This is a genomic window from Azospirillum formosense, assembly GCF_040500525.1.
Classification (GTDB): domain Bacteria; phylum Pseudomonadota; class Alphaproteobacteria; order Azospirillales; family Azospirillaceae; genus Azospirillum; species Azospirillum formosense_A.
Genome location: NZ_CP159402.1, coordinates 41,709 through 54,528, shown reverse-complemented (window position 1 = coordinate 54,528; position 12,820 = coordinate 41,709). Strand labels below are relative to the sequence as shown.

The window sequence follows — 12,820 nt, the reverse complement described above, 5'->3', positions numbered from 1 at the left end:
GTACAGGGCTGAACCGCGCGCGCCAATGAGACGACAACAAGGGGACTTCCATGCCTTCGCGCCTCGAACAGCTCTGCATCGAGAAAGGGCTGAAGATGACCGACCAGCGCCGCGTGATCTCGCGCGTGCTGTCGGAGGCCGCCGACCATCCCGATGTGGAGGAGGTGCACCGCCGGGCGTCCACCATCGACCCGCGCATCTCCATCGCCACCGTCTACCGGACGATGCGCCTGTTCGAGGACGCCAACGTCATCGACCGGCTGGACTTCGGCGACGGCCGCGCCCGCTACGAGGAAGCCGGGTCGGAACACCATCACCACCTGATCGACCTCGAATCCGGAAAGGTGGTGGAGTTCCAGAATGAAGATCTCGAACGGCTGAAGGAAGTCATAGCCCGCGAATTGGGCTATGAACTGCTCGGCCATAGGCTCGAATTGTATGGTGTTCCGCTGAGCCGCCGCACCACCACATCGGAGGAGGAGTAACGCCCGGGCGTGCCCGTTCGTGAGTCCTTTGGGACTCGCCGGGCACCATCCGGACGATAATCCCATCAATTGCGGGTTGCGCCGGGCGCGGGTCTGTCCAGAGGCGGTGCGTGGTCCTAGCTTCAGGAACGCACACAAATCATCGACGGACCAACCGCCGCCATGGACGACACGAACAACGACCCGGTTCTCGCCCGCCTCGACCGGCTGACCGACAGCGTCACCCGCCGTCTGGACAAGCTGGAGGAGCGCCTGCGCATCCTGGAGCAGGACAACGGCGAGATCATCAACCTCCTGATCGCCGTCAAGGCCGGGCTGGAGGAATGCGCCGGAGAGATCGCCGCGGGCGAGCTGCTGATCGAGGCGGAGGACCCGGACGATTCCCCCAGCCCGTCGCTGCATTGAGGCGAACCGCCGTTCGCTTCGATGCACACCGCCTCACCCGCCGGCTCCCGGCGGATGGGGATGGCATCCGCCGGGAGCGCTCGCAGCCAGTTGCCGCCAAGGGCTCCGCGGAACGCATTTGGCTTGTGACGCGGCGCGTTCCGCCGGATAAGGGCGCATGCAGACCATCGCCACCCCTCTTCCCGACGCCCTCGCCACCGGCCTCTCCACCGGCGGCCCCGGCCCTCTCGCGTCCATCGCGCCGGGGGTGGCCTTCTTCGACTTCGACGGGACGCTGATCCACGGCGACAGCCTGCTGATGTTCATCGGCGAGGTCATCGGGCGCAACCGCGCCCGTCTGGCCTTCCTGGACGCCCTGCGCTCCGGCCTGCACCGCCACGCGCGCGGGCGCGGGCCGGGGGTGGATTTTCCGGGGTCGGTCAAGACCATCCTGCTGCGCCGGACGCTGCGCGGCGTTCCGGTGGCCGACGCGCTGGCCGCCGCGGAACGGCTGGTCCACCGCATCCGCTGGCACGCCCCGCTGGTCGAAACCCTGAAGATGCACCGGCGCGAGGGGCGCCGGGTGGTCGTCGCCACCGGGGCGCTCGACATCTACATGCCCGCCCTGCTGCGCGGACTCGGGGTCGACGATCTGCTCGCCACCGGGATGGAGGTGGAGGACGGCGCCCTGACCGGGCGGCTGTGCACCGGCAATTGCGTGCGGCTCGACAAGCTGGAGCGGGTGCGCGGCTGGATCGCCGCCAACGGCCCCTTCGGGGAGACCTGGGGTTACGGCAACCGGCCCAGCGACCTGCCCATGCTGTCGATCGTCGACCGCCCCACCGTGGTCAAGATCCGCTGACGCCAGGATACACTGGCGCCGATATCCGATGATCGGACGACGCGTGCCGCCCACGGGGATTTGCAACCGACTTCCGCGTGGCGTAGAAAGCCCCCTGAGATTCAGGGAAGCCCGTGGTGATTCCCCATGACGACCGGCTTTTCCATCGACGCCGACATCCGCCCGCCCGGCGAGGGGGGCCGCCGCGCCGTCATCGCCGACGACGATCCCGGCCAGCGGGACGCGCTGGCCCGCCATCTGGCCGAGCGCGGCTTCGCGGTGTTCACGGTGTCCGGCGGCTTCGAGGCGCTGGGCCTGATCGGGGCGGAGGGTCCCGCCGTCGCCCTGCTTCACCGCCGCCGGCCGGAGGACGAGGGGGACCGGGCCGCGGCGCTGGCCTGCATGCTCTACCCGCACACCCGGATCATCCTGACCGCCGGCGCGCCGGACGCCGAATTGGACGCCCAGCCGGGCAACAGCCCGGTCACCGTGCTGGCCCGCCCCGTGGATCTGGCGCTGCTCGACCGCTGCCTGGACGGGCTATAGGACGACCTCCACCGGCATCCCCACGGCAAGCCCGCCCAAGCCGCGTCCGGCATCGCGGTCGGCGCGGCCCTGGTTGACGGCGATCTCCGCCAGACCGCTGGAGTTCGCGTACCACAACGCCTCCCCCACCGGGACGTCGGCGAAGGTCCGGCCGCGGCGCACCGTGCGCCCGCCGGCCCGCAGCACCGCGTTCTCCGGCAGCCGGTCGGCGCGCAGGCCGGTCATGGCGTTGCCGTAGACATCCACATAGACGATCCGCGCCAAGTCGTCCGGCCAGTCGGGCCGCGCGAGGCCGGCCGGATCGACGGGCTCCAGCGCGACCGGGTTCCCCATGGCGAGGCTGGCCGCCACCGGGGCGAACAGGTCCCGCCCGTGGAAGCTGGCCGACAGCCGCTCGGGCCGCCAGCCGATGCTCCAGGCGCGCACCGACCCGGCGCGGCGCCGCAGCAGCTCGAACAGGCCGTTGTCCGGCCCGACGAAGCGGCGCCCGTCGGCCTCCACCACCAGCGGGCGGCGGTCGGTCCCGACTCCGGGGTCCACCACGCAGAGAAAGACGCTGTCCGCCGGGAATTCCGGAGCGTAGGCGGCCAGCAGATAGGCCGACAGCTGCGGGTCGAAGGCGGGCGCGTCGGCGAACAGGTCGATGACCGGCAGGCCAGGCGCCATCCGCGCCAGCACCGCCTTCATCTGCCCGGTGTAGGGACCGGACAGCCCGAAATCCGTAAAGAGCACGATCATTCCTCCACTGTAGCGCACTCCACCCCATTCGGTAAGACACGGATCGTCACGAGCCGCCTTGCAAGGCCGGAGAGGCGGTTCATATATTCGTGGAACGCAAATGCATTCCGCCCCGTTTACTTGGTCCGACCGCCCTAACATTGCCGATCTTTGTCGAGAGCAGTGAATATGAACATATGTTCAAATACCGTCGCGACGAAGAGCCTGACGAAGTTTATCGCCGTCATGGGCTTGGCCGCCGCCTTGCTGCTGCCGGGAGCGGCGCGGGCCGAGGGCGAACGGCCGCAGGGCGAGCACCCGAAGATCGTCGCCACCACCGGGATGGTCGCCGACCTCGTGCGGGCGGTGGCCGGCGACCGGGCGGAGGTGGAGGCGCTGATGGGCGAAGGCGTCGATCCCCACCTGTTCAAGCCCACCCGCTCCGACACGGTGAAGCTGCTGCGGGCCGACGCGGTGTTCATCAGCGGCCTGCATCTGGAGGGCAAGATGACCGCCGCCTTCGACCGGCTGCGCGAGTCCGGCAAGCCGGTGGTGGCGCTGGGCGAAGCGGTGCCCAGGGAGCGGCTGCTCAGCCCGCCGGAGTTCGAGGGCGCCCACGACCCGCACATCTGGATGGATGTGGGAATCTGGGCGAGCACCCTGCCGTCCATCCGCGACGGGCTGGCCCGGCTCGACCCGGCGGGGGCGGAGGCGTACGCCCGCAATGCCGACGCGTACGGGGCGGAACTGGCGCGGCTCGACGCGTACGCCCGGCGCATCCTGTCCTCGATCCCCGGCAAGGCCCGCGTGCTGGTCACCGCCCACGACGCGTTCAACTATCTGGGCCGCGCCTACGGGATCGAGGTGCGCGGCATCCAGGGGATCAGCACGGAATCGGAAGCCGGCCTGCGGATCATCGAGGAACTGGCCGCGTTGCTGGCGGATCGCGGCGTGCCGGCGGTCTTTCCGGAAACCAGCGTGTCGGACCGCAACGTCCGCGCCCTGGTCGAGGGGGCGGGCGCGCGCGGCCACCGCGTGACGCTGGGCGGCGCCCTGTTCTCCGACGCCATGGGCGCGCCGGGCAGCTACGAAGGCACCTACATCGGCATGATCGACCACAATGTGACGACCATCGCCCGCGCGCTGGGCGGCGAGGCGCCGGCCGACGGCTTCCAGGGCAAGCTCGCCCTGGCGCAGCGCTGACGCGGCGGAGGAGGAACGGACCATGCAGTATCTCTGGCGCACCCCCGGCAGCCGCACCGCCCCCGAGGAGGCCTCGCCCATCGGGCCGTCGCCCCTGGAGATCCGCGGCCTGACCGTCGCCTACCACCGCCGGCCGGTGCTGTGGAACGTCGACTACGCCGCGCCCTCCGGCGGGCTGATCGCCGTGGTCGGGCCGAACGGGGCGGGCAAGTCGACCCTCATCAAGGCGTGCCTGGGGCTGGTCCCGCGGGTGTCGGGCACGGTCGAGGTGTTCGGACGCCCGATCGCCAAGCAGCGCCGCCTGATCGGCTATGTGCCGCAGCGGGAGAGCGTGGACTGGGACTTCCCCGTCTCGGCGCTCGACGTGGTGGCGATGGGCCGCTACGGGAAGATCGGCTGGTTCCGCCCGGTCACCCGTGCCCACAAGGAGGCGGCTCTGCACGCACTGGAGCGGGTGGGCATGGCCGACTTCGCCAAGCGCCAGATCGGCCAGCTGTCGGGCGGCCAGCAGCAGCGCGTCTTCCTGGCCCGCGCGCTCGCCCAGGAGGCGCAGCTCTATTTCATGGACGAGCCCTTCGCCGGGGTGGACGCGGCGACGGAGCGCGCGGTGCTCCAGGTGCTGCGCGACCTCGACGCCGCCGGGCGGACGGTGATCTGCGTGCACCACGACCTGCAGACGGTCAGCGACTATTTCGACCACGCCCTGCTGCTCAACACACGGGTGGTCGCCCAGGGGCCGGTCGCGCGGGTGATGACGCCCGACCTGCTGTCCCGCACCTACGGTGGGCGGCCCATGCCGGCCCCGGCGGCATTGGGGGCGGAGGCGTCATGATGGACGAGGCCCTGCGCATCCTGACCTTCCAGTCCGGCTTCAACAGCGCCGTGGTGGTCGCCGGGACCGCCGCGCTGGGGCTGGCCGGCGGGACGGTCGGCACCTTCCTGCTGCTGCGCCGCCGCGCCCTGGTCAGCGACGCGCTGAGCCACGCCACTCTGCCCGGCATCGCCGTCGCCTTCCTGGTCGGGGCGGCGCTCGGCCTGCCGGAACGCTCGCTGCCGCTGCTGCTGGCCGGGGCGGTGGCCAGCGGGGTGGTCGGGCTGCTGACCGTGCAGGTCCTGTCCCGCTTCACCCGTCTGACCGAGGATTCGGCGATCGGCGCGGTGCTGTCGGTCTTCTTCGGGCTGGGCGTCGTGCTGCTCAGCGTCATCCAGAATCTGGAGCTGGGCGGGCAGGCCGGGCTGAAGACCTTCATCCTGGGCCAGACCGCCGCCATGGCGCAGGGCGAGGCCATCGCCATCGGGCTGCTGGCCGCCGGGGCGGCGCTGGCCGTCGCCCTGCTGTTCAAGGAATTGCGGGTGCTGGCCTTCGATCCCGGCTTCGCCGCCGTGCAGGGCTGGCCGGTGGGGGCGCTCGACCTCGTGCTGATGGGGCTGGCGACTCTGGTGACGGTGATCGGGCTCCAGACGGTGGGTCTGATCCTGGTGGTGGCGCTTCTCATCATCCCGCCCGCCGCGGCGCGCTTCTGGACCGACCGCCTGCCCGCCCTGACGTTGATCGCGGCGGTGATCGGCGCGCTGTCCGGCTGGCTGGGCGCCACCCTGTCCGCCCTGCTGCCCAAGCTGCCGGCCGGGGCGGTGATCGTCCTGGTCGCCGGGGGCTTCTTCCTCCTCAGCTTCCTCTTCGCCCCGGCGCGCGGGCTGGTCGCCGCCGCGCTGCGCCAGGGGCGGCTGCGCCTGAGCTTCGCGGAGCGGCGCGCCCTGACCGAGCTTCTGGACGGTCGGCCGGTGGAAGGCGCCCCGGCGCTCTGGTTGCGCCTGCGCGGCCACACCCGCGACGGCGCCCTGACCCCCGCCGGGCAGGCCGCCGCCCGCGCGGCGGCGCGCGACCGCCGCCTGTGGGAGCGGTTCCTGGCCGATTACCCGGCCCTGCTGCCCGCCCACGCCAACTGGGGCGTGGACCCCATCGACTCGGTGCTGCCCGGCGACATGGTCCGGCTGCTGGAGGAGCGGAGCGCCCCGTCATGATGCCCGACGTCCAGGAATTCCTGCAGATCGACGCCCCCGCCCTGCTCGCCGCGGTTCTGGCCTGCGCCGCCTGCGCGCTGGTCGGCAATTTCCTGGTGCTGCGGCGCCAGGGGATGATGGGCGACGCGGTCAGCCACGCCATCCTGCCCGGCATCGTCGGCGGCTTCCTGGTCGCCGGCACGCGGGAGACGCTGCCGATGATGCTCGGCGCGCTGGCCGCTGCGGCGCTGGCCGGCCTGCTGATCGAGGTGGTGCGGCGGCTGGGCCGGCTGGAGTCCGGCGCCGCCATGGGCGTGGTCTTCACGGTGATGTTCGCCGCCGGGGTGGTGATGATCGAGCAGGCGTCGGCCGCCGGCGTCGACCTCGACGCCGACTGCGTGCTCTACGGCCAGCTGGAGACCATCCTGTGGCTGGCCCCCAAGGGCTGGGCGTCTCTGGCCGACCCGGCGGTGTGGGCCGCCCTGCCGCGGGAGGTGCTGACGCTCGCCGCCGTCTTCGCGCTCTGCGTCGCCCTGGTCGGCCTGTTCTACAAGGAGCTGAAGATCACCACCTTCGACCCGGCGCTGGCCTCCACGCTGGGCATCCCGGCGGGGCTGTTCCATTACGGGGTGGTGCTTCTGGTCGCCGCCACGGCGATCGCCGCCTTCGAGGCGGTGGGCTCCATCCTGGTCATCGCCATGCTGATCGCCCCGCCCGCCGCCGCCCGCCTGCTGACCGACCGGCTGGCCGCGCAGATCCTGCTCAGCGTCGCGCTGGGGGTGCTGGCGGCGCTGGTGGGCTACGGCGCCGCGGCCTTCGGGCCGATGCTGCTCGGGGTCTCCCACTCGCTGAACGCGGCGGGGATGATCGCGGTGGCGTCCGGCCTGATCCTGGCGCTGGCCGTCCTGTTCGGGCCGCGCCACGGCCTGCTGGGCCGGCGCCGCGCCGTCGGCCGGCTGCGCGCCGCCCCCAGATTCGTTGCTCCGGAGGCGCAAAAGCCGTAACGTTTTCGCCTCGTCCCATGCGGAGCGCCGAATGCCGTTCCCCCACCGCCGGCTGCGCCGCTGGAGCTGGCTCACCCTGGTCGCGCTCCTCCTTCTGATGGCGAGCGCGCTGCACACGCTGCAGCATCTTCTGGAACATGGGACCGACGAGCTGATCTGGCCCTTTTTCGGAATCGGGCTGGCCGGCGCGGTGATGGCCCTGGCGGTGCTGCGCGAGCGGGAGGCCACCCGGCGCGCCGAGGCGGAGGCCCGCGCCGCCGACGGCCGGGCGGCCGACGCCCACCGCCGCCTCTCCGAAGCCATCGAGGTCGTCAACGAGGGCTTCGCCCTGTTCGACGCCGACGACCGGCTGGTTCAGTGCAACGCCCGTTTCCGCGAAATCTACGCCCTGCTGGGGCCTCTGGAGCCCGGCATTCCCTTCGAATCGCTGATCCGCCGCGCCGCCGCCGCCGGCCATTACCCCGACTGCGGCCCCGGCGACATCGACCGCTGGGTCGGGCGGGAGATGGAGCGCCACCGCAACCCGCAGGGGCCGCAAGTGCTGCGGATCGGCGACGGGCGCTGGTTCAAGATCGAGGAGCGGCGGACCAGCGACGGCGGCTATGTCGGGCTGCGCACCGACATCAGCGAGCTGAAACGGCGCGAGCAGGAGCTGGCCCACAAGTCCGACCTTCTGGAGGCCACCTTCAGCGCCATGTCGCAGGGCCTCGTGGTGTGGAGCGCGGACGGCCATTTCCTGACCTGCAACCGGCGCCTGCGGGAGATGCTCGACCTGCCGGACGACGCCCTCCACCCCGGCCTCAGCATGGCCGGCTTCCTGCGCTTCATGGCCGAGCGCGGCGAGTTCGGTCCCGGCGATACGGCGGAGATCGTCGCCCGCCACCTGACCAACCTGCGCCCCGAGGGCCTCAGCCGCATCGAACGCACGCGCCCCGACGGCCGGGTGCTGGAGATCACCGCCGGCTTCCTGCCCGACCGTTCGGTCCTGATGACCTACACCGACATCACCGACCACCGCCGGGCGGAGCAGGCGCTGCGCGAGAGCGAGGACCGTTTCCGCAAGCTGTCGGACGCCGCCATGGACGGCATTCTGGTGCACGAGCAGGGGGTGATCGCCGACGCCAACCGGGCCGCCGCCGCCATCCTGGGCTACGCGCCGGACGAGCTGACCGGGCAGTCGATCACCGCGCTGATGGCGCCGGAGGACCGCGACCTCACCTGGCAACGCATCCGCGCCTGCGACGAGACTCCCTTCGAGACCGTCTGCCTGCGCCGCAACGGCGAGCGGCTGACGGTGCAGGGCGAGACCCGCTATGTTCCCTACCGCGGGCGAACCATGGCGATGGTGTCCTTCCGCGACATCACCGCCCACCGCCGCACCGAGGCGCAGCTCCGCCTCGCCAAGGAGCAGGCCGAGCTGGCGAGCCGCGCCAAGTCGGAGTTCCTGCGCACCATCAGCCACGAGATCCGCACCCCGATGAACGGCGTCCTGGGCATGCTCGGCCTGCTGCTGGACGGCCCGCTGGGGGAGGAGCAGCGCGCCTACGCCCACACCGCCCGCGAGTCGGCGGAGGCGCTGCTGTCCATGCTGAACGACATCCTGGACATCTCCAAGATGGAGGCCGGGAAACTGACCCTGGAGTCGGACCGCTTCTCCCCCGCCGAGATGGTGGAGAGCGTGGCCGAGCTGCAGGCCGCCCGCGCCTTCGCCAAGGGGATCGAACTGGCCGTCTGCATCCCCGGCGGCCTGCCGGCGACGCTGCGCGGCGACTCGGGCCGGGTGCGGCAGGTCCTGCTGAACCTCGTCGGCAACGCCGTGAAGTTCACCGACCAGGGCGGCGTCGCCGTCACCCTGTCGGAACAGGACGGCGACGGCCAGGCGCCGCCGCTCCTGCGCTTCGAGGTGGCCGACACCGGCATCGGCATTCCGCAGGAGGCGCAGGCCGAGCTGTTCACGGAGTTCTCCCAGGTGCATCCCCGCCTGTCGCGCCGCCACGACGGCGCCGGGCTGGGGCTGGCCATCTCCAAGCGGCTGGTCGAGATGATGGGGGGAAGCATCGGCTTCGACAGCACCGCCGGCCAGGGCAGCCGCTTCTGGTTCACCCTGCCGCTGGAACCGGAGACGGCGCGCGCCGGCGCGGAGCCGCCGCTGGCCGGGCAGACCGTGCTGCTTCTGGAATCCAATCCCGTCGCCCGGCGGGCGCTGGCCGAGCAGATCCGCTCCTGGGGGGCGACGGTGAGCGCGCCGGACGTGGCGGCGATGGTCGCCGGGCTGGACGCCGGCACCCTGCCCGCCGCCGGCATTGCGGTGATCGGCAGCGTGGAGACCCCGGTCGCCGGCTCGCTGCCCGGCCGGCTGCGCGCGCGGGGCGTCGGGCGGATCGTCCGGCTCGCCCTGCCGCACCGCACCGTCGGTGGGGACGGCAACGGTGCCGACGCCACGGTGACGAAGCCGGCCCGGCCCTCCCGCCTGCTCGCCGCCGTGACCGGGCGGAGCGTTGCCGAGGCGCCGCCCGCCGCGGAGCCGCGCCCGCACGGCGCGGCCGCACCATCCGCCGCCGGACCGTCTGCCGCCGGGCCGGGCCGGCGCATCCTCCTGGTGGAGGACAGCCCGACCAACCAGATGGTCGCCGCCCTGCTGCTGCGCGGCGCCGGCCATCGGGTCGACATCGCCAACAACGGGCGGGAGGCGGTGGAGGCGGTGGAGGCCGCGGCGGCCGGTCCCTCGCCCTACGCCCTGGTCCTGATGGACCTCGCCATGCCCGAGATGGACGGGCTGACCGCCACCCGCCGGTTGCGCGCCCTGCCGCCGCCGGCCGGCAGCGTCCCGATCATCGCCATGACCGCCGACGCCATGGACAGCGACCGCGACCGCTGTCTGGCCGCCGGGATGAACGGCCATGTCGCCAAGCCCATCGACCGTCCGCATCTGCTGGAGACGGTGGCCCGCTGGCTGGACGCCGCCCCAACGATGGAGGAGGCAACCGGGAAAGGCGTCCTGGACATGGAGGTGCTGCAGCAGCTCGCCCAGGATCTCGACGCGGAGCTTCTGGCCGACGTCATCCGGCAGTTCGTGGAGGAGACGCTGGAACGGGCTGAACGCATCGCCAGCGGCGGTGCGGCGGCGGCGGACGGGAGCCCGGCCCATCTCGCCGGGCTGGCGAAGGAGGCCCACACGCTGAAGAGCACCGCGGGGACATTCGGCGCCCGCGACCTGTCGGCGGCCGCCCGGGCGCTGGAGTTGGCCTGCCGGAGCAACGCGGTGAGCGAGGTGACGTCGCTGTGCCGCGACATCCCCCGCCTGACCCGGGAAGCCGTGGAGGCCTACCGGCTCCGCGGCTACGTCACGTCATGACGTCGCTTCACTCCATGACGCTGATGTTGACCGCGGCGTCCTTGCCGTTGTTGCCGCGCGCGACCTCGAACTGGACGCGCTGGCCCTCCGACAAGGCGTGAAGACCCGACTTCTGCACGGCCGTGATGTGCACGAACACGTCCTTGGCGCCGGCCTCCGGCGCGATGAAGCCATATCCCTTGGTGGTGTTGAACCATTTGACGGTGCCGGTGGTCATAAGGCGAACTCCTGCTCCTCGGTCGGGGTCCGCCGCCGGTCCGCGCCGCGGGACGCAAGGGGCCGGCGAAGGACGATGGGCTGTGCGGCGGTCATGTGCGGCGATCCGGTGCAGCGGACCGGTGTGGCGCCACGCGGAAGCGCAAGCAAAGCAACGCGAGGGGAGGCTAGCCGGATGGCACCGGAACCGGCAAGGCGGCTTCACGGCATATGCCCAATGTGGCCAGAATGGTCATTTGGAAATAAGCCGATGGCGGCAGGTCCCGGCACGGCAAGACTTTCGATGGTCTTGCGTGAATGGAACGCACACGAAGCCTATGCTTCGTCAGGACCAGCGGCGCGGGGCCGGTACACGAGGCGTGGGAGTCCCGGAACGGACGGAAGTCAGAGTTTTCCCTCGGCCTGCCAGGCGAGGCGCTTGCGGTAGATCGTCGAGGCGCTGATCTCCAGCAGGGCCGCGGCGCGCGGGATGTTGCCGTCGCAGGCGGCGATGGCTTCCTCGATGGCGTCGCGCTCCACCTCCCACAGCGGCTTCACCGTCTTCGGCGACGGCGCCTGGGCCGCGGACGGATGGGCTTGGGCATGGGAATGGGCATGGGAATGGCCGCCGCCATGACCGTTTCCCCCGTTCGCGGAAAGCGGCGCCGCGGTCCCCGCCGGGGTGCCGAGCGGGGCCGGCAGCATGGCCGGCGTCACCGTGTCGCCGTCGTGCAGCACCACGATGTTGCGCACCACGTTCTGCACCTGCCGGACGTTGCCCGGCCAGTGGTAGGTGCGCAGCGCCTGCTCCGCCGCCGGGGAGAAGCGGACGAAGCCCTTGCCCTCCTCCCGGGTGTAGTCGGCCAGGAACTGGCGGCAGATCTCCAGCACGTCATCCTCGCGCTCGCGCAGCGGCGGCAGGTGGATGGGGATGACGTGCAGGCGGTAATAGAGATCCTCGCGGAAGCGCCCCTCCTCGACCTCGCGCAGGGGGTCGCGGTTGGTCGCGCAGATGATGCGCAGGTCGACCTTCTCCAGCCGGCTGCCGCCGACCGGCGTGAAGGTGCCGGTCTGGATGAAGCGCAGCAGCTTGGTCTGCAGGTCGGGCGCCAGCTCGCAGATCTCGTCGAGGAACAGGGTGCCGCCGTTGGCCCGCGCCGCCGCGCCCTCGCGGTCGGCCACCGCCCCGGTGAAGGAGCCCTTCATGTGGCCGAAGATCTCGCTCTCCATCAGGTCCTTGGGAATGGCCCCGCAGTTGATGGCGATGAAGGGCCGGTCGGCCCGCGGGCTCTGCCGGTGGATGGCCTCGGCGCAGACCTCCTTGCCGGTCCCCGACTCGCCGGTGATGAAGACCGTCGCGCGCGAGGAGGCGGCGCTGTCGATGATCCGGTAGACCGCCTGCATCGCCAGCGAGGAGCCGAGGAAGCCGTGGTAGCGGCTGCGCCCCAGGTCCTTCTCGAAGCTGTCGACCAGCTGGGCGAGGCGCAGCCGCTCCATGGCGTTGCGCACGGTGACGGTCAGCCGCTCCGCCGAGAAGGGCTTCACCAGGAAATCATAGGCGCCGTAGCGCATCGCCTCCACCGCCACCCCGACCGACCCGTGGGCGGTGATGATGATGACCGCGCAGGGCAGCGCCTGGGCGCTGATCCGCTTCAGCACGTCCATGCCGTGCATGTCGGGAAGCTGGAGGTCCAGCAGCACGATCCGCGGCACGCCGTCGGCCAGCTGCTCCAGCGCCGCGGCCCCCGTCTCCACCGTCGTGACGGCGGTGCAGTCCTTCTTCAGGAACTCCGCATAGACGCGGGCCAGCGACGGCGTGTCTTCCACGAGAAGGATCGGCGTTGCGCGGACGGGCATGGACCGTTTGAATTCAAATGGAAAGTGCGGAAAACGTGCATTCGGACTGCTTGGTTATCAGCAAATCCTTAAAAATGCACTCTACGCGATGACGGCCTTCGCACGAAAGACCTGGAATGCGGTCGCGCAACGAAATATCCCGTTCGTGGTTTCACATTCCGGTCATGGATGTGCATTTCACACCGGTTTTGCTGTGAGGACGAGCGAAGGACGCTTGTACCGGGCGCCATGA

At 71.3% G+C, this 12,820-nt stretch carries 12 protein-coding genes; 9 read left to right on the top strand and 3 right to left on the bottom strand.

All coding sequences use genetic code 11. The annotated features are described in order from the left end of the window. Positions 1 to 50 precede the first annotated feature (50 nt). The 4 genes from ABVN73_RS00260 to ABVN73_RS00245 all read left to right on the top strand — a co-directional run bounded on the left by ABVN73_RS00260 (position 51) and on the right by ABVN73_RS00245 (position 2,256). Entirely contained in the window at positions 51 to 485 is a 435-nt protein-coding gene (locus tag ABVN73_RS00260) for a Fur family transcriptional regulator (RefSeq protein ID WP_353858414.1), read from the top strand. A gap of 162 nt (positions 486 to 647) precedes the next feature. Next, positions 648 to 890 (top strand): hypothetical protein, encoded by a 243-nt coding sequence (locus ABVN73_RS00255; protein WP_353858413.1) that lies wholly within the window; start codon positions 648 to 650, stop codon positions 888 to 890. A gap of 157 nt (positions 891 to 1,047) precedes the next feature. Further along, positions 1,048 to 1,731, top strand: coding sequence for an HAD family hydrolase (locus ABVN73_RS00250; RefSeq protein ID WP_353858412.1), 684 nt, complete (start codon positions 1,048 to 1,050; stop codon positions 1,729 to 1,731). A gap of 126 nt (positions 1,732 to 1,857) precedes the next feature. After that, a complete protein-coding gene (locus ABVN73_RS00245) occupies positions 1,858 to 2,256 on the top strand; it encodes a response regulator (protein WP_353858411.1) in 399 nt (132 codons plus the stop codon). Here ABVN73_RS00245 and ABVN73_RS00240 read toward each other — a convergent pair. Continuing rightward, positions 2,251 to 2,994: an SAM-dependent chlorinase/fluorinase gene (locus tag ABVN73_RS00240; protein ID WP_353858410.1), complete on the bottom strand. Its 744-nt coding sequence runs from the start codon at positions 2,992 to 2,994 to the stop codon at positions 2,251 to 2,253. The genes ABVN73_RS00245 and ABVN73_RS00240 overlap by 6 nt on opposite strands. Positions 2,995 to 3,219: 225 nt before the next feature. On the opposite strand from ABVN73_RS00240, the gene ABVN73_RS00235 reads away from it, so the two are divergent. From ABVN73_RS00235 to ABVN73_RS00215, 5 genes are read left to right on the top strand one after another with little or no spacing between them, the layout of a single operon-like run. Further along, on the top strand, positions 3,220 to 4,176 hold the full coding sequence (locus ABVN73_RS00235; RefSeq protein WP_353858409.1) for a zinc ABC transporter substrate-binding protein: 957 nt from the start codon (positions 3,220 to 3,222) through the stop codon (positions 4,174 to 4,176). A gap of 22 nt (positions 4,177 to 4,198) precedes the next feature. After that, complete coding sequence (locus ABVN73_RS00230) at positions 4,199 to 5,008, top strand: ABC transporter ATP-binding protein (protein ID WP_353858408.1); 810 nt, start codon at positions 4,199 to 4,201, stop codon at positions 5,006 to 5,008. Beyond that, positions 5,005 to 6,198, top strand: coding sequence for a metal ABC transporter permease (locus tag ABVN73_RS00225; RefSeq protein ID WP_353858407.1), 1,194 nt, complete (start codon positions 5,005 to 5,007; stop codon positions 6,196 to 6,198). The genes ABVN73_RS00230 and ABVN73_RS00225 overlap by 4 nt, the downstream gene beginning before the upstream one ends. Beyond that, entirely contained in the window at positions 6,195 to 7,181 is a 987-nt protein-coding gene (locus ABVN73_RS00220) for a metal ABC transporter permease (protein WP_353858406.1), read from the top strand. The genes ABVN73_RS00225 and ABVN73_RS00220 overlap by 4 nt, the downstream gene beginning before the upstream one ends. Positions 7,182 to 7,212: 31 nt before the next feature. Next, positions 7,213 to 10,536 (top strand): PAS-domain containing protein, encoded by a 3,324-nt coding sequence (locus ABVN73_RS00215; protein WP_353858405.1) that lies wholly within the window; start codon positions 7,213 to 7,215, stop codon positions 10,534 to 10,536. A 7-nt stretch (positions 10,537 to 10,543) separates the two neighbouring features. Here ABVN73_RS00215 and ABVN73_RS00210 read toward each other — a convergent pair whose 3' ends face one another. Both ABVN73_RS00210 and ABVN73_RS00205 read right to left on the bottom strand, forming a co-directional pair. Then, positions 10,544 to 10,753 carry a cold-shock protein gene (locus ABVN73_RS00210; protein WP_094301501.1) on the bottom strand — a complete coding sequence of 70 codons (210 nt, stop codon included), beginning with the start codon at positions 10,751 to 10,753 and terminating at the stop codon, positions 10,544 to 10,546. A 383-nt stretch (positions 10,754 to 11,136) separates the two neighbouring features. Next, positions 11,137 to 12,588, bottom strand: a complete 1,452-nt coding sequence (locus ABVN73_RS00205) for a sigma-54 dependent transcriptional regulator (protein WP_353858404.1) — start codon at positions 12,586 to 12,588, stop codon at positions 11,137 to 11,139. Positions 12,589 to 12,820 lie beyond the last annotated feature (232 nt).